At 49.9% G+C, this 25,725-nt stretch carries 15 protein-coding genes; all 15 read right to left on the reverse strand.

All coding sequences use genetic code 11. The annotated features are described in order from the left end of the window. Positions 1–99: 99 nt before the first annotated feature. Positions 100–2,589: a glycoside hydrolase family 2 protein gene (locus ACMGDE_RS18685; RefSeq protein ID WP_436834353.1), complete on the reverse strand. Its 2,490-nt coding sequence runs from the start codon at positions 2,587–2,589 to the stop codon at positions 100–102. Then, a complete protein-coding gene (locus tag ACMGDE_RS18690) occupies positions 2,579–4,024 on the reverse strand; it encodes an alpha-L-fucosidase (protein WP_436834354.1) in 1,446 nt (481 codons plus the stop codon). Before ACMGDE_RS18690 ends, ACMGDE_RS18685 begins: the two co-directional genes overlap by 11 nt. Before the next feature lie 15 nt (positions 4,025–4,039). Beyond that, the gene (locus ACMGDE_RS18695; RefSeq protein WP_436834355.1) at positions 4,040–6,625 is read right to left on the reverse strand and encodes a glycoside hydrolase family 95 protein; all 2,586 of its coding nucleotides are present in this window, start codon (positions 6,623–6,625) and stop codon (positions 4,040–4,042) included. 12 nt (positions 6,626–6,637) lie between these two features. Beyond that, positions 6,638–9,550, reverse strand: a complete 2,913-nt coding sequence (locus tag ACMGDE_RS18700; RefSeq protein WP_436834356.1) for a glycosyl hydrolase family 28-related protein — start codon at positions 9,548–9,550, stop codon at positions 6,638–6,640. 68 nt (positions 9,551–9,618) lie between these two features. Continuing rightward, positions 9,619–10,050, reverse strand: a complete 432-nt coding sequence (locus tag ACMGDE_RS18705; protein ID WP_436834357.1) for a c-type cytochrome — start codon at positions 10,048–10,050, stop codon at positions 9,619–9,621. A gap of 29 nt (positions 10,051–10,079) precedes the next feature. Beyond that, positions 10,080–11,378 carry a PQQ-dependent sugar dehydrogenase gene (locus tag ACMGDE_RS18710; RefSeq protein ID WP_436834358.1) on the reverse strand — a complete coding sequence of 433 codons (1,299 nt, stop codon included), beginning with the start codon at positions 11,376–11,378 and terminating at the stop codon, positions 10,080–10,082. Positions 11,379–11,557: 179 nt separating this feature from the next. Beyond that, positions 11,558–12,052: a hypothetical protein gene (locus ACMGDE_RS18715; RefSeq protein ID WP_436834359.1), complete on the reverse strand. Its 495-nt coding sequence runs from the start codon at positions 12,050–12,052 to the stop codon at positions 11,558–11,560. Positions 12,053–12,060: 8 nt separating this feature from the next. Then, positions 12,061–13,644, reverse strand: a complete 1,584-nt coding sequence (locus tag ACMGDE_RS18720) for a glycoside hydrolase family 28 protein (RefSeq protein ID WP_436834360.1) — start codon at positions 13,642–13,644, stop codon at positions 12,061–12,063. A 6-nt stretch (positions 13,645–13,650) separates the two neighbouring features. Beyond that, positions 13,651–15,072, reverse strand: a complete 1,422-nt coding sequence (locus ACMGDE_RS18725) for a hypothetical protein (protein WP_436834361.1) — start codon at positions 15,070–15,072, stop codon at positions 13,651–13,653. A 216-nt stretch (positions 15,073–15,288) separates the two neighbouring features. Then, positions 15,289–17,226, reverse strand: coding sequence for a glycoside hydrolase family 97 protein (locus ACMGDE_RS18730; protein WP_436834362.1), 1,938 nt, complete (start codon positions 17,224–17,226; stop codon positions 15,289–15,291). A 17-nt stretch (positions 17,227–17,243) separates the two neighbouring features. After that, on the reverse strand, positions 17,244–18,749 hold the full coding sequence (locus tag ACMGDE_RS18735) for a RagB/SusD family nutrient uptake outer membrane protein (protein ID WP_436834363.1): 1,506 nt from the start codon (positions 18,747–18,749) through the stop codon (positions 17,244–17,246). Between the two features lie 12 nt (positions 18,750–18,761). Next, entirely contained in the window at positions 18,762–21,908 is a 3,147-nt protein-coding gene (locus tag ACMGDE_RS18740) for a SusC/RagA family TonB-linked outer membrane protein (RefSeq protein ID WP_436834364.1), read from the reverse strand. Between the two features lie 124 nt (positions 21,909–22,032). Continuing rightward, entirely contained in the window at positions 22,033–22,830 is a 798-nt protein-coding gene (locus ACMGDE_RS18745; RefSeq protein ID WP_436834365.1) for a heparin lyase I family protein, read from the reverse strand. A gap of 47 nt (positions 22,831–22,877) precedes the next feature. Then, on the reverse strand, positions 22,878–24,431 hold the full coding sequence (locus ACMGDE_RS18750; protein ID WP_436834366.1) for a DUF4998 domain-containing protein: 1,554 nt from the start codon (positions 24,429–24,431) through the stop codon (positions 22,878–22,880). 19 nt (positions 24,432–24,450) lie between these two features. Beyond that, the gene (locus tag ACMGDE_RS18755; RefSeq protein ID WP_436834367.1) at positions 24,451–25,707 is read right to left on the reverse strand and encodes a DUF5000 domain-containing lipoprotein; all 1,257 of its coding nucleotides are present in this window, start codon (positions 25,705–25,707) and stop codon (positions 24,451–24,453) included. Positions 25,708–25,725 lie beyond the last annotated feature (18 nt).

A 25,725-nucleotide genomic window follows, 5' to 3' on the forward strand; every position in this document is an offset into this window, starting at 1 on the left:
TAACATGTCACTTGGATATTCGAATTTATTATTTTTTATCCGGTTATCCAGTGACACAGTTTAAGTTACACTCTCCACCGCTAGGGTTTTCCGACGAGCTTACCTATGCAGCGTTACAAAAGCCGGCTGGATGTTCTCTCCGGTTACTCCGACCACACTGTTCTGCGACCCTAACGCAATTTTGATGATCGCGCGGCCGTTATAAAGCTGTACTTTACTGGAGCCGTCCGAGGTGCCCAATCTATCCAATAAGTAGCCGTCTCCAGCCAACGAAAACCGTACGTATTCCCTGGCGTCCAAACAACGGACTCCTTTGCTGTCTACGGCTTCGGCCTCTACGGTGGTCACCCCATCTTCATTCGTAATTTCTTTGATCAATAGTTTAGCCGGCTCTCCCCAAGTTGCCGTCTGGTATTGCTGTACCAATGAATCTTTTACCATCACGCCTTCTTTCCATGCAACCACCGTTAACTCGTTGGTTCCTTCCTTGAAATTCACTTCCCAACGAAGTCCTGCTGCGGGAAAATCTTGACTGTTCCTTTTCTTTATGCCTTGGCTTACCCCATTTAGAAACAATTCCGCCTCATTGCAATTGGAGTAAATCTTGACTTGCTTTTTCTCGTCGACGGCCCCCCATCGTATCGGCCAGCTGTGGCCATAAATATGGACCATCGGCTTCTCGGCCCAATATGACTGGAACACGTAATATGCCTCTTTTTTCTCCAGATTGCGTTCGACCACCCCTTTTTGATTCACATAGGGTATCGGATTATCCGGACGTAATGGCGTGGAAAAGTCTTTGAATGGCCAGTAGGCTGTGCCGGTAAGCCAGGGCATGGTTTCCTGTTCTTTCAAATGCCAATCAATCAGGTTGCAAATATAGCTTTCACTCCAATCACCGTCTTTTGATGCCCGTGCCGCTCCACCGAACAATGAGGCGTCTCCAAGTCGTTCGTCCGCACTATTCCCGGAGGCGATGCGCTCCAAACCATTGTCCGGGTTCTCGGCGTGGCGCCGTGCATGGCTATCGCCTCCCCATTCGACATGCAGAAAATGCTTTACTCGCTTAAACTCGGCAAACGATGCTTCCTTGTAGTCAGTATATATTCCCCGATACCAACCCGCCCAGATCGACGGTGAATAGACATCAACAATGTCCTTGCAGAAATCACAACGTCTAATGGCCGTTTTGCGATATGGATCAAGCCGATGTGAGAAGTCATTCAGCTCCCGCATGAACGCGCGTATCGCCTCTTGGTCGAACTCGGGGAAATCACCGGGCCAGTCGTTTTCGTTACCTAATCCCCAGATAATGACAGCAGGATGATTGTAATGCTGCTCGATCATGTTCGTCAACATCCTCCTCGCTTGCTGCTTATACGTGTCCCCCCCTAAACCTCCCCGGCACCAGGGGATTTCTTCCCAAACCAGGATACCGAGGCTGTCACAGGCGTCTAAAACGACCCGTGACTGCTGGTAGTGCCCCAGTCGGATAAAATTGACCCCCATCTCCTTCATCATACTCATCTCTTTCAAAATCAATTCATCAGCCATCGCAGCACCTACTCCTGCGTGATCTTCATGACGATGTGTTCCCCTTAGCAAGAGACGCTTGCCATTCAGCATAAATGGGCCTTGATCGACAAACTGAAAATGCCTGAAGCCTATTTTCTGCCGGTATACATACCTGGTGTTTTCTGTCGTCACACATATGTTTAAGATGTATAATTGAGGATGATCGGGATGCCACAAAAGCGGATTTGATACCGAGAGCTCTCCGAGTTCTTGATCCTGTCCGCTAAGCTGAATAGTGGTCTGCAAGGATGCCGCTTCCCGCCCTGTTGGTTCCAACAACCGTACATCTACTACTGCCTGCCCCAGCTCACCGGGATTATAAAACCTTGTGCTAAGCCTTACTTTACCTTCGCGGCCATGTTCATCAACTGTAACATCCGCAAACGCTTTATCCACGGATAGCTGAGGCACGTAAAGCAGGTTAAGATGACGGTATATTCCACCATACAGGTTAAAATCGGACATATCGGAAGGGATGAGTTCCAAATCTCGGGAATTATCACAGCGAATGACTAATGGAATTTTTCCCTCAAATTGTTCCCTGCAAACTGCTGTCAGCCTGAAGGCATCGACTGCATCGGTTATATCCACTGTCCATTCATCGTATCCCCCGACATGTTCCCCCACTTTGGTTGTATGTATGTATACTTCCGTTTTCTGCCCTGCACCTTCGAAATGGAGTAAGGTTCTCCCGTTTTTATAAGGGTTGTGGAGCGACAGTTGTGTACGGTACCACGCCGGTCCTTGGTAATAGTTTACGTCGGGGTCAACCGCGTCAAGCGCATTGTAGCAATGCGGTAAGGCCACCTTATCCCAAATAGGAACTGATTCGGGGCTACCGGCTACAGCAGGCCTCACGGCCTCCCAGACACCCCCGAGATCATGCTTGACAAACTCCCAACCCCCGCTCAACCGATGTGTTTCTTGTGCAAAGCCCAGCAAAGCAGTCAAAAGAAGCAGTAAACTTATAACGGGCTTCCCAAATTTCGTGCTTATTGTCTTTCTATTCTGCATCCAATGCTCCTGTTTTCATTTTCTTACCCTCGGAGGTGTCGCGTTGGTTGGCTATTTCCCCACGCAATTTCAGTTTAATTACGGAGGCATCGGAATCGGGTGCCTGTTGTGGAACGAAAAGGCGTATACCTTCGTCAGTTTGTTCATAACGGATGGGCCGCCCGTCTGCCAAAAGGACAGCCCCCAGCACCCCATTACTTATCGCTGGCAGGGTCAGTTGCTGCCCGGCGGGCCATTCGAATACATGCAGGTATAGCATGGTATGATCACCCTCTTTTTTCACCGTGCATCGCCCCCAATCCAAGGACTTTATCGGACTCATCTGTGTCCCGTAAATGGCTTCTCCATTCACTTTCATCCATTCACTTATCTGATGAAGCCGCTCTATGCTTTCCTCTGGAAAAGTACCGTCTTCTTTCGGCCCTATGTTCAATAGGTAATTCCCTCCTTTGGAGGCAATGTCAATCAGATTCCGGATGAGGTTTTGGGTTGATTTCCAATTATTATCCCAGCTTTTATATCCCCATGAGCCATTCATGGTCATGCAAGTCTCCCAATCCCTTCCATCCAACTCATCCGCATCAGGTATTTTCTGTTCGGGCGTACCGGTGTCTCCTGGAAAGTTAGGACGTTTCAATCGGTCATTTGTAATGATATGGGGCTGTAGTTTAAGTAATTCCTGATATTCTGCGGCCTGTTCATCAGTAATACTCATTGGCGTATCCCACCAAAGTACCGCAATATCGCCATAGTTGGTTAAGAGTTCTTTCACCTGTGGCAATCCTACCTCATTTACGTATTGGTCAAATGGTTTGGTTTGCTGCAGCGAATCCCAATGCCCTTGATTTGCTTTTGTATATGCATCGATTTTTACGCTGTCAGGATTAGGCCATCCCTCAGCCATGACCTTGCGGGCAGCCGCTCCACCTGGATTATTCCAATCCTGCGACTGCGAATAATAAAACCCAAGTTTCATCCCATATTTCCTGCACGCCGCCGCCAATGGTGCCAGGAGGTCTTTTCCATATGCTGTAGCATCCACTACATTCCACGGACTGGCCTGGGTGTCAAACAAAGCAAATCCATCATGGTGCTTGGCCGTTATAATCAGGTATTTCATACCCGCCTCCTTGGCCAGTTTCACCCAATAATCTGGGTCGTACTTTGTCGGGTTAAAGCTTTTTGCGCGTTCCTGGTATTCAAGCACCGGTATTTTGGATCGGTTCATAATCCATTCGGCACCGCCACGCGCTTGCCTATGCCCGTGGTATACGCCGCCCCATTGGGAATACACGCCCCAATGGATAAACATACCGAAACGGGCTTCCCGCCACCATGCCATGCGCTCATCCTTTGTTAGTTCTTTGGTTTGAGCCCGTGCAGCGGTGCTTCCGAATGCGATTAAGAGTATTAGACCCCCAATTACGCTTTTCATCTTGGTCGCCATCTGTTAAAATCTAAGCGTTACCGTTTCGCCTGTTTTCAATTCAACATCGTATTCCCAAACCGCTGCAAGGGGGAGTTGGGGCAACAATGACTCATCCCGTATCACAACGTTTATCGGCTGGGCGCCGGCTAAAAAAGAATTGGATTGCTTGTTCTGAACCCCCTTGAATACCGCATCCATGCCATCCACCGGTTGTCTGGTACGGATGCGGCAAGTGGACCCAGCCTCACTGCGTATCTTAGCTTCAATCAGCTTCCCGCTTTCCCATGTCATATCGACCACAAAGCCCCCCCGCGCCTTCAGGCCACTCACACGCCCATCCGCCCACGCATCAGGTAAGGCGGGTAATAGGTAAATCGTGCCATCATGGCTTTGGAGCAGCATCTCGGCAATGCCTGCCGTGACACCAAAATTGCCATCGATTTGAAAGGGAGGATGAGCATCCAGTAAATTCAAATAGGATCCGCCCGATTGCTCATCCACGCTGATTCCAGTTTCCGTCGTTAAAAACAGCTGCTTATTCAACATTTCATAGGCATGATTACCGTCTTCCAGCCGCGCCCACCAATTCACTTTCCATGCCTTTGACCAGCCTGTACCGCCGTCGCCGCGCAACAATAGGCTCTTTTTCGCGGCGGCGGCCAGCTTCGGTTGTGTTCGTGTTGCGATAAAACTGGCTGGGTGCAATCCGTACAAGTGCGACAGATGGCGGTGCTTGTCTTCAGGATCATCCCAGTCTTTATACCATTCCTGCAATTGGCCATATTGCCCCACTTGCAACGGATAAAGGTCCTTGAGCACCAGCTGCAATGAATCTACGAATTCATCGTCTCTATCCAATATTTGGGCTGCTCGGATGGTGAAATCGAACAAATCCTGGATAATACTCAAATCCATCGTAGAGGCCACGCTGACAGAACCGACTCGTTTACCGTTGACACGAAACGAATTCTCGGGCGAAGTTGATGGATTGGTCACCCATTTCCCCTGACCGTCCTTTACCAACCAATCCAGCATGAACGTGGCTGCCCCCTTCATCAAGGGATATGCCTTTTCCCTTAAAAACGTGGAATCTCGTGTATACAAATAATGTTCCCAAAGATGGCGGCAGAACCATCCTCCCGCCATCGGCCACATGGCCCACCGGGGTTGGGCCGCGGGATCCCCCCAATCGGCACCGCCGGCCGGGGAACTAATCGCCCAGATATCGGTATTATGATGGGCGGTCCAACCCCCGGCACCATAGTTTACACGGGCTGTTTCTTCGCCATTTTTGGCCAACTTGCCGATAAAATCAAACAGCGGCTCAGCGCATTCTGATAAGTTGGTCACTTCTGCGGGCCAATAATTCATCTCGGTGTTGATATTGGTGGTGTAATTGGAACCCCATGGCGGTTGCATTTTGTCGTTCCAAATCCCCTGCAAGTTCATCGCTGGCCCACCGGGTCTTGATCCGGCGATAAGCAAGTACCTGCCATACTGAAACAACAACGTAGTCAGCTGGGGGTCGCGGTGCCCTCCCGCAGCCGTATACCGTACCAAGCGGGTGTCCGTGGGCAGTGACGTAGATGAATCTGTCCCCAACTCCAGTCGAACGCGGCTGAATAACGTGTTATAATCTTTGACATGTCCGTCGCGCAATTCGTGATACGATTTCCCGTTTACCGCTTGTATATGTTTTTGTGCTTCCTCGGCCGGATTTTTTCCATCCTTTCCCGGATGGCGAAAGGGGCCGTTGTAGCTCGTCCCAACCGATAACAACAAGGTCACCGCTGTGGCATCCTTCACGTCCATTCCTTCCGCGTTCGTTACGACAGTTCCTTCGTTTAATATTGCTTTTACATGCAGTTCATAGTTTATTCCTTGTCCATCCGCATCTTGCGCGTACTCGATTTGCCGTTTGTCAAAGCTTCGATGTGCGACATATTCAGGGCATTTCCCTTTCATGATGAGATAATCCTTGGCCAAAGGCACAACTTGATGAGGCATCGGATTATCAAACCGTGTATTAAATGAGATGGCGTTGGGAGTAGAGGATGTCAAACGGACAACAACCAATTGATCGGGATAGCTGCTAAACACCTCCCTCGTGAAAACGGTTTCTCCCACCTGGAATGATGTGCTGGCAACGGCTGTATTCAGATCGAGCTGGCGGTTATATTTTGCCACCGCCCCGACCTGGACATCGTGGTCGAACAACAAGCTCCCCAATGTCAGGTACCGCGCACAATAGGGACCCAGCATGCTTTTAGCCAGGGAATCGCCGCGCATATACTCGTCATTAAACAGCGCTTGACGAATCTCCGGCAATACTTTTGCAGCTCCGGGGTTGTTGGTTTCCCGAGGGCCGCCGGACCATAGGAACGCCTCATTAAGTTGTAATTCATCCAGTTGTGCACCTCCGTAAACCATGGCCCCAAGCCTTCCATTGCCTATTGGAATTGCTTCATTCCAGTTTCCGGCAGGTTGTTTATACCATAGCCGGAGCAATGAATCACTCCCCTCAACACGATAGGCGACGTTGCCCTCTGAAGAACACCCGCAAATGATAGCCAGAAACAAAGAAGTAATGATTAACCAGTATTTCATAACTATTTGACTTTACTTTTCCGTATTGGCTCTTGTTCCTGTCAATACCATGGGCTTGGGTGATTTTCCCCACAAATCCTTGTAATACCGGCTATCGGTGATCTCGATTGCACTGGATTCCTCTGCTGCGATTGTTTTATCGTTGGCGCCCATTACTACCGTTTCAATGCCGGTTAGCTTCGCGTGGTGCACATTTTCGAAGAATAAAGGATATCTACCATCTTGTTGCTCATAATTAAACGTGCAATCCACCAATTCCAATCCGTTTACATGCCGCGCCCAAAAGCCATAAGCGGGTTGTACCTTCAGGTTGGAGACATTGTATTGGCCCACACCCAATTCAGGCGGGCGTTGGGTCGTATCGGAGAGCGGATTTCCTCCCTTGGCCAGAATATGCACATCGTTAAATGTCACGTTGGTTACGAAACCGGTGTCATAACCATTAGGTAAACGAAATGGCGTTCCATCTACAATAGATTCGGGACGAGGTAAGCGGTAACCCGCTACGATCGGTGCCGCCCTGCGTTGCGAGCCGTCGAACGGTTTCCATCGGATATCGCTATCCCGATAGGAACTGCCGCCATAGATTTCGGTCACATCCACGCCGTTGATCACAATGTTGTCAACCACACCGATATCCACGTTCGTCACCAACAACTCATCCCGCAATGTACCGTTCTCCAAGAATTTCTGCCGGGTCACTTTGGCACCCAGTACGCGGCCCCGGTTGGAGATTGAAAGGAAGAAAGGGGTGGTCGTCCGGCGCATGATCGAACGTGAATGAATGCGGCCTGTCCGGCCACTATTCAGGAAGATATTCCGCACATTGCCACCATCGTTGGTGGAAATGGAGAAGCCGGCTTTATTCGCTCCCAGCACATAAATATTGTCTACATATACGTCCGTTATATCGTCAGCGGTTTCCGACCCGATCTGAAAAAGGTTGCAGTTTGTGTCGCCAATTATATTCCGTACCCAGTAGTTTTTTGCTTTGCGGGTGAAGCCCAGCGAGCAGTCCGAGCCCAGCTTTACGATGTCGTCCGAACTCACTTTGGAATAGATATTGGTAACGGTCACCTCACTGCATCCCATGAAATCATAAATATCGCGGGCATTCCCGGTGTGATGTTTCGCGAAATACGTATCATGTACATGGACGCTGTCTGTGCCGGTGGCCAATAAAACAAAGTGGCCGCCTCGGTCGATATGCAGCATATTGCTTAGGTCCGTCCGTTTAACGCCTTGCTTATTAAAGTAGTAAGGTTCGTCCCGGGCTTCGTCATACCAAAGGTCATCGTCTGTGTATAGGCCTCCGATTTCGATATTCGTACAAAGCTTGAAAGTAAATAGTTTGTCGGCCCGGTTATCCGGTGCATTATTCATGACCCGGTCGCTGGTTACCAGATTACCATCTCCGGTAATCCGTCCATTCCCGATGATCTTTACGTTATCGAGCCGCTCTCCGAAAAATAGCGTATTCCGGAAATAGGTGTGCCCGACGTCCTGCTTGGTTAACCAATTTTCGGGTTCTTCATAAGGTCCTGTGTCGGTGGGGGATAATCCCGAACGATAGGCCCGGTCGCTGAACCACGTTGTCTCCGGAGCATCCGTGCCTTTCAGTGCCTTGATCACCGCCTGGGCGCTTATATACAGGTACACGTTACTTTTCAGGTGTACGGTCCGGATGGGATAAACCCCTTTGCTGAAGAAAATCGTACCGCCGCCCAGCCTGCTTACCGAATCAATGGCGTTGTTTATGTGTTCGGTGTCATCCTTTACCCCATCGCCCGAAACGCCAAAGCGCTTGACGTCCATTTTTCCGGAAAAGAATCGGACATTATTGGAAGGTCCGGCATGCAGACCGCTAGCTACTACCAGCCTGAACGTGTATAAAGTGTCCGGTATCAATCCTGAAATCTTAGCAGAACCCTTGGTCGCATCGATTTTGGCATTGGCTTTCTCCCACGTCTTACCGTTATCCAAAGATTGCATCAGCTGCACGGGTGTGCCTGCCGTTGCTTTCCAGTTGAACCGGGTCGATGTATAGGTGTCGGAGGTTTCTCTATAGGTAGGTTCCCGATTAACGACACGTTCGAAGTTGGTGATGGTATTCGAGACCACCAGCTCTGCGATTTCGCTGCCGATGCCTGGGCTACCCAGGTTATCGGGTTCCGTGACAAAGTACCCGGCCTTAATTTGGTGTTTTCCCAGTTTAGATACGTTTACGTCCGCTATTTTGAGGATGATGTCTGCTCCATTTAAAGGGCGCAGATCGAGATCTCCTACTATAAGTAGCTTTCCCCCATTGGACTTTTTACGGATAAAGGCAATTCCCGGATAATTAGCCGCCTTGAACCGACCCATACCTTCCGGTCTCAAGGACAAATTTCCGATACGGGTCGCAAGTGGAGCCATTAGTTCAGCCAGCGGAACTTCCCCCCGCCCGATGATATTGACGGTCACGTTTTCCACAGTGATATCCAGTTCCGGCGGAAGATGGAAATAGACCGTTGCATTGGGACTGCGCTGGCCTGCCGTAAAGGAAAGTACTACGTCTGCTGCGGTGTTGATGGTAATTTCCGGCTTTGTCAAACTCAGTATACCTCCAACCGCCCTATTTACGGGTTGGATAATAAACGTTTTTTTTAACCGACCGGATGCATCCCATACTTCCAACCGGTCGCCCGCCAGTAATTGGCCGTGTTTTTTTTCCACATTGTCGTTAGCTACTACCCGGTATTGTTGGTGGGATCCATCAGCCGAAACCAGTTGGTAAGGCAATTGCTCTACGGGTAAATCGATGGAAATCAAGCCGTCGCCCGCTTGGGTGTCCACGGTGTACGCATAAGTTCTGCCCGATACGACGAAAATTGTATCGTTGCGGATTTCGGCAATGTGGGTCGCTTGTTTTGCTGGCGCAATCATTTTGTTTGTGTGTTCCGGGAAGTTGGAACTAACGAGAGCGACCATCAATATCAGAGTATTCATCATGGTTAAGGGTTTTTGGGGCTGTTGCTGGTTCTGACTTTCTTCACCTCGGCGGGGGTAACAGCACTGGCCGTATTTCCAAAGCTATTCCGGACGTATGTAAGTACGTCGGCGATTTCCTGATCGGTCAAGATATCCAATTGGGGCATTGGGTTGGCATAATATTCCCCATCAATTTCCACCTCTTCATCCAACCCGTTAACAATTATTTTAATCAGTCTCACTTTATCGTCCAAAACATAAGTAGTCTTTATAAGCGGTGGATTTAGGTTAGGTACGCCACCGCCGTCCGCTTGATGACAAGCCATGCAATATTTGACATAAATGGCTTTGCCCGCGACCATCGTCTGCGGTGCAACGTCCTTCACCACGGTATCAGTCTTTCGCTGCGGTTGTTGGGCGAAGGCGAACATCGCAGCTGCCAGCAATACTGCCATACAACATGTTGATCGTTTCATTGTTGGGATTATTGATAGTTGATGCGATATATCCGTCCCTTTACATCGTCGGTAACATACAGGGATCCATCGGGCCCCTGGGCAAGCCCACATGGCCGGTACTTGGCATCGCGTGGAGACACGACCGCGTCCGTCCCTGCAAAACCATCGGCAAAGACTTCCCACTCACCCGTGGATTTGCCGTCTTTGAAGGGTGCAAAAACCACATAAAATCCCTCCTGGTTGAATGGCGTACGATTCCACGAACCGTGAAATGCAACAAAAGCTCCGTTTCGGTAGCGCTCAGGAAACTGATTACCGGTATAAAACAACAACCCATTGGGCGCCAGATGTCCGGGAAACGCCAATACGGGGTCGATAAATTCCTTGCTGGCCTCCTTTTTCCCATCTCCACCGTATTCAGGTGCTTGGATATTTTTGCCTTGCAGTTGGTCATAGTAAGCAAACGGCCAACCTGCATTATCCCCCTGCCCAATCCTGTACATGCATTCGGCCGGCACGATGGAAGAAGTCTTTTCATCGTACAGATCCGGAAAAAGTCCATGCAGTTGATCCCTGCCGTGCTGCATCACAAACAGCGTGTTGGTTTCCTGATTCCAATCCAGCCCCACCACATTTCGCAAACCGGTCGCGTAGCGTATTCCCTCGGCATAACTTTGGTTCAATTTATCGGTCCTGAACTGCCATATTCCGCCAGCAGAATCCAGTAACGGGCAGCCTTCCCTGCCCATCGAACCAGGAGTACGGTCCTTTTCTTGACAGGAATTTGACGGCGCACCGATGTTGACGTATATATTGCCATCGTTATCCAACACGATGGATTTGGTATCGTGCTGACGTCCCCTCACCAGTCCTGTAACCAATGTAGCAGGTTTTTCAGGGTTTACCACCTCATTCTTTTCATTCAATTGGTAGCTGAACACCTCCTCATTGGATGATGCATATAACGTCTTTTCTTTCAAATATATCCCAGTGCCACCATAATTTCCAAAACCCAGTTGCTCATCCATCCGCCCATCCGCATTGCTGTCTTTCAAATATAAGATGCCCTTTTCATCGACCGGTCTAGCCAACTTTACATAGAGGCTTCCATCTTGGGTTACAACGATATGGCGCGCTTTTCCCAGATTGTCGGCAGCAATCAATGCACCGAAGCCATCCGGCAACTTCAGTCCGGCATTACCATCATCCGGTTCGGGCAAATCCATATGCTGTTCTCCCTCTCGGCTAGTCCCGTTTTTAAATGCATATAACATCAAGAAACTGAGCCCAATGAAGGCAGCGACTAACACCATTTTTCTATTCATAAGGTAACTTATCGATACGGATGAATTTATTCTCATTGGGAAGCTAAACTAGCTGAAATAACCATTGCGTTTATATCATTAATTAGCTCACCTATAAACGATATTGGCAAAACAAACTGTGCCTTTGAGCCTCAATGCGATATCCTCCAACAGCCCGGTAAGGACAACCAGACGATGAATTATTGTCTTTCAAGATATAAGGTAATCACGGTATTGTCCGATATCTTGATTTCACCGGTTTCGGTGTTTTCATACTGGATATTGGAATAATAGGCCTTCCATTCCATCGTCGTGTCTGTAAACGATATTATTTTCCAGACATGCGACTCAAAGATAATGGCATCCAGCAATTCCAAGTAAAGTTCTTCATAATGCCTAATCATGTTGTATTCCGTTTGCAAGGTCTCGCCATTGCGCAATACTAATCTTGACCTCAGCTTAGGCATGAAGCTGACCTCATCCATCAAGTCTTCGGCTTCGATGACATCCTCAAAGTCCTTGGCTTCGCCGTCGAAGTATTCGATTTTGTTGGAAACAAGCACCCACGTGCCTTGGATACGGTCATTAAGCTTTTCGATTTCAGAGGGTTCCTTTTTACAGGCCGTCGCCACAAACAGGATGGCAATCCAGCCCAAGGCCGTGCTTTTCATCGCTTTTCGGATGATCACTGTCATAGCAGGTTTCATAAATCATCTATTTCGTTGGCAATGCCCGGATGTCGATTATCTTGAAGCACGGCATCGCGCCCCGTGTTTCCCTCGGTTTTGACGAATAGCCCAGCACTACCTTTTACTTTATTGCGGGTGATCAATGCCCGCTGCACACCATCCAGGCGGATAACCGCTTCGGCTCCGGATGTTTTCGGAATTAACCAGCCCTGTACCGTCAGGCCCCTGCCGTCTTCGCAAATCAATGCGGGCCGCAGCTCATTTTGTTTTAAATGAAACCGGATGTTGATCAGTTTCAGATCCTCCACGTGCCGTGCCCAAATCCCATATGCAGGGATGGTCGGCCCAAATGTCTTGACCTCCGGATACTGGTCCACAGCTTCGGGAACGGAATGCCGGGCATGTGCGGTCTCTCCGCCACCGGCCAAGGTTATTTCAATATTTTCCAAGGTGAGGTCTTTGATGTAATGACCGGGTACGCCGGTAATGAGAATCCCAGTCGGTGGGGTCAATTGCGCTTGGTCAGCCGCTTTGGCTTTGACATTTCTGATAACTACGTGCTCGAACGTGCCGGTTTCCTGTTGAGTATCCTGGCCTTTTCTGAATACATTGAGCCGCGAACCCAACCGAAAAAGCATGGGCGTTCGTACCTCATCCATCGTAATGTCACTTATTTCGACATTCCTCAGGTGTGCCCCGTCTACGGTTAGCAACTTGATGCCCCCATTCCGTGTGTCATAAATATGGCAATCTGTTATCCGGATATCTTCGAATGGCGCCATGGATTCGGTACCCATTTTTATGCCGGCCTGGTTGCTCTTAAGCCGCATGCCATTGACGCTGATATTTTTACAGGCCATCTTGCTAGACGTCGTCTTGAATACCAGCGCGTCATCGCCGCTTACGATATCGCAATCCCGGATAACCACGTCTTGGCAGCCATCGATACCGATACCATCATTGTGTGCAACACCGACACTGTGGATGTTGACGTTTTCAATATGAAGCTGCTTAGTCTGGAAATAGTGGGAAGTCCACGCTCCTGCGTATTTTAGCGTAATGTCTTTTACATGCACTCCGGTGCAACGCACAATCCGGAGCAAAAAAGGACGCAGTCCCCAACGTTCTCCTTCTGGCCTCGTGTCTGTTTCAATATGCTTCGCTTTCAATGCAGCCCCTTGCCCGTCGATGACGCCTTCTCCTTCGATCCCGATGTTTTTCTGATCGACAGCAACCAGCAAAGCCCAACCGACTTCAATACCTAGGCCTTCTGTAAAGGGATCCACATTTTTATAATCGGACAGGTAAATACTCCCTAACAATGTGCCTCCTGCTGCCACGTGCAGGGTTACGTTGTCTTTTAATACCAACGTGCCGGATAGAAAGTTGCCGACGGGGACAAGCACCTTTCCGCCCCCGGCTTGGTGGCACGCATCAATCGCCCGTTGAATGGCACCGGTGTTCATCTGTTCCCCATCGCCAACGGCTCCGTATTCAGTGATGTCAATTATCGTTTCGCTTCGATAGGGCAATGCACCAAACGCCTCAATGTGCCCCAAGCAGACCAGCCATATTGAAAGACAGATTATGCTCTTCATATTCATTTAATACCCAATATTAACCAACGCTTCCTCCCCCAATCGATCCTTCAATTGTGCCAAATACAGACTTTGAGGCGCAACGTGCGTACCGTGCGCATCGAATATGCCTTCGGGCAACAAGGGTGATTTGCCAAATGGCCGGGCCAGTGGTGTACGCTCACCCTTGCACCCAATCGCCCAGTTCCGCGTGCCGGGGGGCTGCTGCACCACGTAGGTTTTCGCGATGCAATTCCATGCCACCGACCAGCCGGTGCCCCATCCATGTCCCGACCCCATGGATCCCCTGTTCTTGAAATCGATACCGCCATCGGGCAGGTGACAGTTGTCCAATAAAATTCCCGTGGTCCACCGTTGGTGCCCTTCAATATGCCCGTTCCCGTTAAACATGCAGTTCAGCAGGACAATCGGTCCGGAAATCCCTGCCCCGGTAGCGGCAAACCAAACGTTATCCGCATCCACGGAACACCGGTCCAACAACACTTGCCCCGCGTTGGGTGCAAATTCAGCTGGCTTCGAGGACCCCTCGTGGAGCGCCTTGCGCACTATCGAAACCTCACGGAGGGTAATCCGTTGCCCGCCTACACTCACGCTGTTCATGGTTTCCGCTATATGTACCTGTCGCATCCAGCAGTCCTCTCCATTCAATCGTACCGCTGCGTAAAGCTGTTGCGTGTGGTTGACCGCTTGCGCCGGAGACAGGATGTGCAGTTTTTCGATGGCCGACTGGCGAAGGGTTTGTGTGCGGCTAATCTTAACGACCTCGGTACCCGGTGGATTTAAGTACTGGCCGTTATAGGAATCCGTCAGCGGCACGTCCACGGTTATGCGGTTGTTTTCGATGGCTGTAATCCGCCTTTCCGTTACGGTTTGGTTACCCTCACGAATCCATGTTTGCGGCTTCCCGTCCCGCACCAGATCATCCATCTGCATGAATTTGATCCAGGCTTGCGTCACGGGCCGCCTGAGTTGGATGGTGTCGCCAACGGCAAAACCCCGGACATTGTCAACAGTAAATGCACGACCGCCGGAAGGCACATAAGCATCTGCCAATATGGTACGTTCAAGAACTGTCGTGCCCACCCGACTCCGCTCCCTCAGCAAGCCTACGACGATTGCCGTATGCTTGTCCCCTGTCATGAAGATGGTGGTCTTCGGTGCGTTTTTATCCAACCCACTTCCGCTGCCTCGCAATACCACGCCGCTCGCCGTAATCGTCAAGGGTTCGGAACAGATAAAGATACCCGGTGCCAGTAGTACAGCTCCCCGAAATCCCTCGCCATCGGGTTCCATGGCCGAAACCTTGTCAATGGCATCCTGAACCAACCGGGTATCATCCCGTCCGCCGGAAGGTTTCACTGCTATCTTCACCTGGATGTCAGGTATCGCTACGCCACCCCCCTTGTACCCAGCGTGTGAAAAATCCATGATTTTATCGCCCTGAGGCAAGGATTTGTACACTAGCTTGCTTTGTGCGTTGTAGCCAACCCATTCACTACTTGCTGTCGCGGTTTCAGCAGCAGGTTGTGCTACGGCCACCGGGAGGCACAAGTTTAACCAACAGGCGATGGTTGTATAACATATAAAATCGTACATATTACGTCCTTAAGGGTTTTCGCGGGCCAATTGGCGAGTTAACCCGTCTTATTCAATGATGGCGACAAACCCGCCGCCTGGGATCAATTCGACAAACAGCGATTCATTTGCTGCCACGGTAGCCTTATCGATATCCACTCCTTGCTGACCACCGAAAGTCTGGCGCTTGCGTACCAATGATACCGTTGCCGAACCGGGCTTTTCATCACGCAGCAATACAGCTTGATGCTCACCACGACCAAGAAAGGAAAGGTCTATCTTTAGAAAACGGGCTCGTTCTCCATTCATCACCGAGATAAACCACTTGTCACCGCTTCTTCTGGCAAATGCAGATACCTCACCGATTTCGCTGCCCGGCAACACGAGGGTTTCATCCCATACCGATGGAATCTGTTTGATGAGGGCAGCTGCCGGGTGATCGATAAGTTGTTGCGGGTGTGCCGCATAAATCAATAATGGCGCCTGCAAAACGATCGCGCTGGCAACCTGATGCGCTTCGGAAGTCTCTGCACGGCGATCTCCAAAGTGAAGTGGCGTATAGTCGGCATGGCCGGCAAGCATCCGTGTAAACGGAAGAGTGGTGTTGTGTACCGACCAAGGGCCACGCATTTCAAAGCCCAAAACGGCTTCGCGTGCCATTTCATTTGGCCATGTCTTCGATTCGCCCGCAGGCTTGTATGCTCCGTGAAAATCAAGAATGAGTTTATAGGCGGCAGCCTCTTTCAGACAAGCGGCGTACAGGTCAATGATTTCCTTGGCCTCGTGATCAAAAAAATCAATCTTGGCTCCGGCCACGCCTAGTTCGTGAAGGTGCTTGAAAAATTCGTGTCGAGCTTCCGCATCCCTGAGATCCTTAGAATGTTTCCAGAACAGTAGTTTCACTCCGAGTTGATTGGAATAATCGACCAGTTCTTTCCGCTCCGCAACCGTCCACCGCTGCCAATGGCCCTCCACTACATGGTATTCGAAACCAAGCTCACCGGCCAGTCTTGACAATTCTTTCATGCCGGCCAGGGTTCTGGGTTCGTCCGTCAGGTAGCCCCAAACCGCGCGGCCCGGCTTCATCCAGGTTTCGGAAAAACCGTTCGGAAAAACCGCTGGGTCAGGTTCGGGTGCTACATGCTGCACAATATCGTTGTTAAAAAGCACGTTCAGGCCCTGTCCGATCATGATGATCCGCCAGGGTGTTTCAATTGTATCGTGCAACACCGGCGGCGCCGTTAACCGTTGATGGTCGGCCTCTCCATAACGCAGGACGTACGGATAGTTCGCCGGATGCTCATGGCCCAAACTCGCCCTGAACACCCGCCCCCCTGCCGCCTTCAGGGCCATTCCGGGGAAGTTCTCTCCCGACGCCCTGATGATGCCCGACTCGGTAATGGCGGCATAACCCCGACCATCCGGCAACTGTATCGTCATTGGCGGGGCCACCCAGGTTCCCCTCACAACGCCCGAAACATCGCCTTTCCGGTGTTTCTCTTCGTAATGCATATCCGTGATACCATGATGCCACACGGTACTGCCTTCCGGTATGGAAAAGGAAGTTGATTCAGCGGTAAGGTGCCGTTCACCTGCCCCCGGCAGGATGTACCGGAAAGCTACCCCGTCATTGAATACCCGTACATCAAGGAGGTAAGCGGATGCATAAGCGGATTGCCCGCTGACAGCTATGCGCGCTCCGTGATGACTGTCTTTTGCCACCGCGTGTTTACCGCGCATCGGATACGTCCTTTCGCCCGTGTATCGCGTTACGTCTCCTAGACGGACATCCTGTCCCAAATCCGCTCCGTCAACGATCATACCCATCGTTGACGGTTCGATCACTGGCAGCCCTTTATAGTTGACGGCATACGTAAGCTGTCCATTACGGTTCATCACCTGTAGCACCACGGCCGTATCCGGGCTACTGACCGTGACAGGCTGCGCCCTCGCCAGCGTAACGACGGTTGTGGCGATAAGAACGGATATCAATTTTAAATTGCTCATCGGTTTCATTTGGACCATTAGTAGCCATCATTCTGCTCCCACACTCCCTCCATAATATCCATTTGGGATTGAGGGATAGGCCATAGGTAGCCATCGAACACCCGTTTGACATCGGCACCGTTGCCTGGAATGGCAGGAATAATTTCCTCTGCAATTTTCCAGCGTTTCAAATCATTGAAACGCAACCCTTCAAAGGCCAGTTCCACACGCCGCTCATTGCGGATATTGTCCCGCGTCAACACGGCAACCGGAGGCATTTCCACACCGGAACGTGCGCGTATGTCGTTCAGCGCTTTCAATGCCCGGGGATCGGTTCCCTGCCCGCTTTCAAACATGGCTTCGGCATAAGAAAGCAACAGTTCCGCGTAACGCATTTTCACGATGTCATTGTCACTGTCATTGTCACGGGCCTCTATTAGCGCCGGGTTCACCCATTTTTTGAATGCCATATTGGTAAAATTGACATTGCCTTCCGATGTCCGACCGGCGTCTTCACCGAAAGCCGGAAACTTACCCGACGGATGCATAATCCACGGGTCGCCCACTTGGAAAATAGTCATTTTCAGCCGGGGGTCTTTCTCGCCAGTCAATGGATTGGTCTCATAAGCATCGCGCAGCTGTGTTGTCGGGAAAAAAGACATCCGGCTGCCGATATACTGATCCAATTGGTGGGCATCCGACGGTGCCTGGTACTGCACGGAAAACATGATCTCGGGATTATCGTCTTGCTCTCCAAAGAAAATACCGGAATAATTAGGGTGGAGACTGAACGGATTGGCCGGATCGCCGATTAAGCTCCACGCCGCATCGGCAGCTTCCTGCCAGCGCTCGTTATTCATCAGTATCCGTACTTTTAGCATGACCGCACTACCTTTGACCGCGTGGCCATCAGTAAAGGCGATGTTAGGCAAAAGGTCGATGGCCGCATCTATATCTTGTACCAAACGATCAGCAACCTGGCTCTTCGATACCCGGGGCATGTTCTTAAAAACATTGACACTGTCGATTGTCTGCGCACTCAGCAACAGCGGGACATCTCCATACAGCTGGATGAGTTCATTGTAATAATAACAGCGGTTAAATAAAACTTCGCCTTTATACTTGTTATAATTCTCTTCGCTCAGAAAATCTTTGGCCAGATCGATATTGTCAAGAAAATAATTGCAGTTGGCTATTCCCTCGAAGCACAATTCCCAAAAATCGGCGACAGCCCCACCGGTGCCCGCATGAATTCCCCCATGCATGATGCCCTGGATCCCGAAATAACCGGATTCGGAGATCGCATTGTCCGAAAGACATTCGATGACAAACGACACCCCGTTAGACCCCGGAACAGACCCTGCGACGTTAGTCCGGTACGTGGCATAAGTCGCTGCAAGTGCCGCCTGCACATCGCTTTCAGTTTTCCAAAACGTAGCCGTACTCAACTGTGCCAAGGGCTGCCTGTCCAAAAAATCCTCACATCCAACAAACAAAAAACAAACCCCCAAAAATAGGCTGATCAATTTGCTATACTTTTTCATCGCTAAATAAAGTTAAAAGATTGCCCTGACACCGAATGAATACAACGTCGCCTGCGGATAAATAGCCGCCCGGGCGGACCCAGAGGCCGTGCGTTCCGGATCCAGTCCCTGAAAAAACTTCGTGTGCGTATATAAATTGTCGGCCGACGCGTAAACACGGAAATGCTGGAGCTTGACTTGGCTGGTCCATCGCGTCGGAAGCGTATAGCCCAATTGCAGATTCTTGATACGGAGGTAGGATGAATTGCCCAGCCAAAAGGTGGAAACGGGATTGTTGGGTGCCCACCCATCGATAAAGATATGAGGTATCGTATTCGATGTCCCCTCGCCATCCCACGCGTCCCTCCACCAAACCGGCGGAGCGGCAGCCTGTTGAAAAGGAGCCACGCCCCATCCGGTGACATAGGTTTTGCTGCCCCCGACACCTTGGATAAACACCGTCAAATCAAACGACTTATAATCGGCGGTCAAGTTGAAGCCGTAATTGAATTTAGGGAAAACCCCATCCATGGGTACCCGGTCATATTGCAAATCGACCTGACCATCGGGCACGCCGTCAGGCCCACTGATATCACGGAAACGTAGCGAGCCCGGCTTGGGCTCCAGGCTGCCCGCATAGGCAGGAATGGGACCGTTATCAATTTCAGCCTGATTTTGGTAGACCCCGTCATTGATCAGCAAATAATATTGGTTATAGGGCAGGCCTTCCTCCCGCAGGTTCACACCACTGATTTCCCGTGCGCCAAATTTAACGAGCTCATTCCGGTAGGTTTCCAGGTTTGCGCTGATACCATAACCAAAATCACCCACGCGGTCCCGGAAGCCTAAGGTAAACTCCCATCCCATGTTATCCAATATACCATCATTGATGGTAGGAGCCCCAATACCAATATGCTGTGGTACTTGCAGGTCCCTTAAGATATCTTTGGTTCTCTTTTTATACCAGTCTACCGAACCGTTCAGTCTGTTATTCAACAACGAAAAGTCCAGCCCGATATCGGTAACCGTTGTGGTTTCCCAACGGATATTGGAATTGACCAGATCGCGCAACGTGATTCCTTGGACCAGCGTGCCTCCAAAATTATAGCTTGTATTGGATAAGCTGCTTTGGTAAGGATAGTTACCAATATTCTGATTACCGAGCTGCCCCCAGGACCCGCGGAGTTTTAACTCATTGATCCAAGCCGCCTCATCGAGAAATGATTCTTCTGATAGCCGCCATCCTACAGACACGGACGGAAAAAATGCCCATTGGCTGCCTTGAGGAAAGCGTGACGATGCATCATCGCGAAAACTGGCCTCAATGAGATATTTTCCCTTATAATCGTAATTTAACCTTCCGAATACCGAAATTAACGCCCATTCGTATGCGGTGCCCCCATTGTTTTGAACAGCCGGCGGACCGGCGTCAATTTCCCATAACTCCTTTGATAGCAGATTGGTACGGTAGGCATCCAACTGATCATTGCGGTAACTCTCCTGTTGGTAACCCAATAACGCGCTGAAATTATGCGAATCGGCAAATGTTTTCGTGTAGTTCAGCGTACCATACAACGTATACTGATTTTCACGCGTATTGCGCTGAAACAGCGAATTCGAGGGAGCTGTGGTGCCACTCAGGTTATGAGGGGCAAAAAATTCATACGTCTCGGCCACCGCGACAAAAGCCTTACCCATTTCTTCGTCAAAACGAATTGCTCCTTTTATCTCAGCAGATAATTCATCGAGAATCTTGATGTTTAAATAAGGGCTGAACAATAGATACGAACTGACCAGTTCCTTACCGCCGCCGCCGTTGGCGATGGCAATGGGATTTTTGTTGCCGCCTTTATTGTCCAGTACCAGCCCCGTGAAGCGTCCGCTTCCATCGGGCAGTACAGGCGTACTAAGCGGCGGCGCCGCGTAAGCAGCCAACATTTGGTCTTCCGATCCATTTGAGGTAAGCAGCGCCGATGGCGTACTTCCTGTCTGGAAAGCCGTATCGTGCCGTTTATCCCGTGCTACGGAAAGGTTGCTACCAAAGGTGACTCTCCCTCCCAGGTTGGTCTTAAAATTAAACTGGGCATCGTAGCGGGAATAATCTGTACCCAATAGGATACCTGTTTCGTCCAGTATACCCAGACCTGCGTTAAACGTAGTACCGTCTTTCCCCCCGTTTATCGTCAAAAAATGCTTTTGGAGGGGTGCCTCCCGTATGAGCCACTCGGTCCAATCGGCTGTTGGAATGTCGCCCGTACGATAAAGATCCATTTCTTCTTCCGTATAACGCCACTGCGGTTGGAGCCCTGAGTAGTCAATGGCTTTATTGACTAATTGCATGTATTCCAACGGATCGGTAATCCGCTCCGTTTTCACGGAGGGATTCTGCGTGGAAAAGCTATAGTTATATTCAACGGACATACGCCCTTCTTTTCCTTTTTTGGTGGTCACCAGAATAACACCGTTGGCAGCCCTGGATCCGTAGATAGCGGCAGAAGAGGCGTCTTTCAACACCGAAATCTCTTCGATTACATTGGGGTTTAGCATATCGAGACTCCCCTCGATGCCATCGATCAGGATCAGCGGGTTGCTGCCTGCCGAACTAAACGTACCCTGTCCCCTGATCCGTATCTGGTTGCTTTCCGAACCAGGTAAAGCCGAGTTTTGTTTGATTTGAAGCCCCGGTGTGCGGCCCTGAAGCAGCGAAACCGTACTGGGCGCTTGACGGGAGATTACATCAGCTGACGCAATGGTCCCCACCGCTCCGGTCATGGTTGTTTTCTTTTGCGTACCATAACCGACCACCACCACTTCATCCAAAGCCGTCTCGTCCGGCTCCATACTCACCCGCATTGCCGACGTAACCGGTACACGCTTCGTCTTATAACCCACGAAGGTAAAAACCAACACAGCCTTAGCTGGCGCCTTCAATTTAAAGTTGCCGTCCCCATCGGTTACCGTGCCGCCGCCTCGTCCCTCAACCGCCACGCTGACTCCAGCTAAGGGCACCCCCTCATCGGCGGACACCGTCCCCGACACCGCTATTTCATCCTGTGTCAGGCCATTGGTACCCGCCGCCGGATAGGCAGGTATAGCAAATAGCTTAGCGCAGAGCAGTAACCCTGCTAAAAGAACCCCATACTTTCGCCTGAACAAAAAAATCCCATTCCCTTTCTTCATAATTTCGCAGTTTAACTAATGCATGTCAATAACGCCATTTTTTGGATTGATGTAGTTTCTAAAATTGGCCAACTAATAAGCGTTTTGAGCACATGTGCATTTTTTTGTCGCCATGGCATTGGTTTTATTTCTTGCCGATTACAAAATCGGCAAATAGTACCTTTTCATCCCTCAGTCTTTCCCTATTGTTCAGGCTGCGGTAAATCCCCCATTTGGGCCGGATAAAAGTAGCGCCCGAACGCCAGAGATCGATGTCATTGTTTTCATACGACAGCAGCACGGTACCATCACTCACTTTCCTCAGCTCCAGCGCATACCTGCCATGGGTGCCGAATTTCACCTTTTCCACCGCTTCTACCCAAATCCCTTTAAATGCTTCGAGGTTAACCATTCGGGCTTTGTTTAACGAAGTTGCCCTCGTATTACCGGTATGGATGATTTCCAATTTATCCGGATTACCATATCGAGGGGTAATCGTGATTAACGGCGAACCATTATTGGTGCCGTCGCCCGCTTTGATCTGATGAATGTGGGTAAAAGCAGCAGACGGCTGGAAACCGTCCGCGAGCTTAAATTTCCATTTAAAAATCATTTCGTCGCCGTCAAATGCCTTTACATCGTCGGGAGAAGGGCTATACGTCTTTATTTCCGTACGCTGGCGATCGGTGGCACCACACCTGTCGTCGTCGAATACCACATGGGCAAAAAATGCGAAGACGTGCTTATTCAGCTCATCGTTGAACTCTTCGGTGATGTGCCTGCCAAAATCACCGTGACCGCAGTCCGGCGTTTCCACCGGTGATCCCCCCAATACACTTCCTAACAGTTCATAGGTGTTACCCGGCCCATCGGCGTCCAAATGTACCACCGTTGCATAGTCGTCCAGATCCCAAACGGGTGGAAAGTAATTTTCTGGAGACATGCTTATCAGGGCGATTATAACTAATACGTATATCATTTGTGGCCCGCTTAATCTACCAGCCTCAGCTGTATGGATTCCAAGACAATTTGATGAGCGCTTCCGTTTGCTAAAATGGAAAAGAAGAATTGGTTATCTCCTTGCGTTAGATTGATCATATCTATCGTATTAATAGCGAACTTATGACCTGCTGTGGGATCATCGTCAACGATCAGATTCGCTAAATACGGCGGATTGCTCGCAGCGCCCGTAATCAAGGTCTCTCCAATTTTATTTGAAGGGGCAATCGAACCCAAATATATATCCGCATTACCCCTTGTCCCTGTTTTCGAGACGACGTCAACTTTGTAATTGCCCGCTACTGGAACATTTGATGTGATGGCTACCCATTCTCCCGCCGCGGATGCATTATTAGCCGTTTGAAGGTATGCAAATTGGGGTGAACCAGTATAGGCGACATCATTAGACACGGAAGCACCCGAGCTTGCCGAAAAACTCACATTTGCATTAAGCGAGTTGACTCCGGCCTCGCTTCGAGATGCGAATTTAAATGCTGAGTACACCGATGCAGTTACCTCAACCTTATTCTCCTCATCATCGGGATAATAAAATACAATAATATCTCCGTCACGGATTAACGCATCGTCACTACGCGGAACCGCCAAGTCATCCGGCTGATAAACGCTTGAAGCAAATGTATATGCATTACCGCTAACTACCTCATGCTGCAAATCAGCTACGCGGATACCCGGCTCCATAATAAGATGCTCGCGGTTGACCCCATCGACAAGATACAGCTCCTTCGTTTTGATCAGGAGACTTCCCTCCTTAATCACAACGGCAGGAGGAGGTAGCGGAGGAATCGTAATGTCATCGGCAGATATAACCGTATAGTCGGTATAAAACGTGTCAATAGCCGTAACTTCGGGTACATATCCTGTTCGATATTTAAAGGATGTCCCCTCTTTGTAATTCGCTATCGTATCAGAGCCCGCCCAGATCGGCGGTCTGCTCGGATTAATCGGGTTAGGTACCTGGTAAATGATTGTTTCTATTTCTTCACCGTCAACATCCGTACTGATGATTTCCACCACTGCAACCTGTGTATTCGCACCAAACCAGGCAATACCTAGGTTCCCCGTTTCGGGAGTGTATGTTGCGGAATCGAGGGGTCGGTTGAGCAGCGTCTCCGCAAACGTAGGTCCATATACATTACCAATCACTTCGGCTCGTATCGAGGTATTGCCCCGGTCATCATACGAAAAAACTTCAAATGTGTAGGTGCCTTCCGAGAGCCCGTCAATAACGGCCTCAAATTGCTTTCTTCCGTTCAGATCCGCTATTGGCACCTCAACGGAATCCGCTCGATTATTCCAGAATACCCTGCATTTTGTGATTTTAGGGTCCGAAACCAAGTCCCATGATACCTTGATTCGTCCGTTACCAGCGAAGGTCTGAAGCGAGTCCGGTCTACCCGAATAAATTTTTTCTCCATCTTCCAAAAAATCAGCATAAGAAGAATTCTGCTTCTCACAGGAAACCAGCATTCCAGCCAGGCATGCAATTGCCAAGCCGCAACCGATATGTTTTTTCACATTCATCATTTTCAAGACTTTATAGTGTTTATTCCTGTATCTGGCCCCAGATTTTCATTTCAGCCATGTGGAGAAAACCTGTTGCCCCTTCGATGGATGCCCAGCTGTCGATATGCTTCCAAGCAATGTACCTGACAGGCGGTGCATCAATTGAAAACTCATATTCATGGCCGGCTTCGGCAATGGCGAGGTCATCGTTGGACAATTGGCCCAAGGGCAATCCTGATGGCTTTTCCATCACCCGGTGATCCAATCGCTCCCAGCTGTCCACGTCTTCCGGTGTATTGGTTCCCCAGATTTCCCATTCATGCGGATTGCCGTGTGAATAAAGGTAACCCCCATTGCTATTGCGCTGCCAAATCCTATATCGGCTTAATTTTACTTTAACCCGCATATCAATCGGTATCCAAATGGGCACATCCATCCGCTCTGTCGTGTGGAAGCCTGTATTGCCCAGTTCGCCATCCCAAAGCCTTGCCCACGGCCATGAACCCAAATTGCCAGGATGCTTAATCGGCTCGCCGGAAGCCGGCAGCGGTGGAATTTGCGGAATGGGGTATTGCGGGCTACCCGAACGCATATCCCGAAAGGTGGTTCCAATTAATTCTTCTTCATAAATAGGCGTGAGCTCCGTCGAGATGGTATCCGATTGGTTGTCCCATACATCTTTCACATAGAAACCGAACGTCCCTTTTACTGCGTCGAGGCCCCTTACCGAAAAATCCCCTTGCGCCAATCCGGTATAGTGCGCATCAATGTCTTCCCATTCTTTCAATTCATCATTCCAACGAACTACGCCAATGACAATGTTACTAGGAGTTTCCGGTGTGGACGCCTTATTCTCAAATGTCACGCGCATGCCACCAAACGACTCGACGATGTCAAGAGACTCCAATACATCTTCAATCGTCGGCGTGAGGGGTGTAATTCGAATCATCACGGGTGTCGATTCCACTTCCGAACGGCTTACCGCATACAGGGTCACTTCTCTTTCCTGCGTGTCGCCTAAACCTTCTACAAGCACTTGATCGTTGTACAATGACGATTTTGACACCACTTCCTTGCCGCCGCGTTCGTATACCGCCTTCACATACAGCAGGTTTTCATCCGCAGGCAAACCATATCGAATAATGGCGCCTCCGGGAATGGCTTCGGCCACTGGGTCACTGATTGGGCCGGGTGCGGCACTATCATCGTGAAGGATTTCATTCGTCTCTTCCTTGCAGGATTGGATCACGCTTACTACCAACAAGGCAGCCGTGAATATTTTCAATATTATCTTCATCCTTTATAACTATTTCAT

This window comes from Parapedobacter brassicae (assembly GCF_051400755.1).
In the GTDB taxonomy this organism is placed as follows: Bacteria; Bacteroidota; Bacteroidia; order Sphingobacteriales; family Sphingobacteriaceae; genus Parapedobacter.

Coding starts and splice junctions, on each gene's coding strand:
- ACMGDE_RS18695 (WP_436834355.1), bottom strand. CDS start 6,625: ATGAAATACTGGTTAATCATTACTTCTTTGTTTCTGGCTATCATTTGC.
- ACMGDE_RS18690 (WP_436834354.1), bottom strand. CDS start 4,024: ATGAAAAGCGTAATTGGGGGTCTAATACTCTTAATCGCATTCGGAAGC.
- ACMGDE_RS18720 (WP_436834360.1), bottom strand. CDS start 13,644: ATGAAGAGCATAATCTGTCTTTCAATATGGCTGGTCTGCTTGGGGCAC.
- ACMGDE_RS18735 (WP_436834363.1), bottom strand. CDS start 18,749: ATGAAAAAGTATAGCAAATTGATCAGCCTATTTTTGGGGGTTTGTTTT.
- ACMGDE_RS18745 (WP_436834365.1), bottom strand. CDS start 22,830: ATGTCTCCAGAAAATTACTTTCCACCCGTTTGGGATCTGGACGACTAT.
- ACMGDE_RS18750 (WP_436834366.1), bottom strand. CDS start 24,431: ATGATGAATGTGAAAAAACATATCGGTTGCGGCTTGGCAATTGCATGC.
- ACMGDE_RS18710 (WP_436834358.1), bottom strand. CDS start 11,378: ATGAATAGAAAAATGGTGTTAGTCGCTGCCTTCATTGGGCTCAGTTTC.
- ACMGDE_RS18705 (WP_436834357.1), bottom strand. CDS start 10,050: ATGGCAGTATTGCTGGCAGCTGCGATGTTCGCCTTCGCCCAACAACCG.
- ACMGDE_RS18725 (WP_436834361.1), bottom strand. CDS start 15,072: ATGGATTTTTCACACGCTGGGTACAAGGGGGGTGGCGTAGCGATACCT.
- ACMGDE_RS18685 (WP_436834353.1), bottom strand. CDS start 2,589: ATGCAGAATAGAAAGACAATAAGCACGAAATTTGGGAAGCCCGTTATA.
- ACMGDE_RS18755 (WP_436834367.1), bottom strand. CDS start 25,707: ATGAAGATAATATTGAAAATATTCACGGCTGCCTTGTTGGTAGTAAGC.
- ACMGDE_RS18700 (WP_436834356.1), bottom strand. CDS start 9,550: ATGATTGCGCCAGCAAAACAAGCGACCCACATTGCCGAAATCCGCAAC.
- ACMGDE_RS18730 (WP_436834362.1), bottom strand. CDS start 17,226: ATGAGCAATTTAAAATTGATATCCGTTCTTATCGCCACAACCGTCGTT.
- ACMGDE_RS18740 (WP_436834364.1), bottom strand. CDS start 21,908: ATGAAGAAAGGGAATGGGATTTTTTTGTTCAGGCGAAAGTATGGGGTT.
- ACMGDE_RS18715 (WP_436834359.1), bottom strand. CDS start 12,052: ATGACAGTGATCATCCGAAAAGCGATGAAAAGCACGGCCTTGGGCTGG.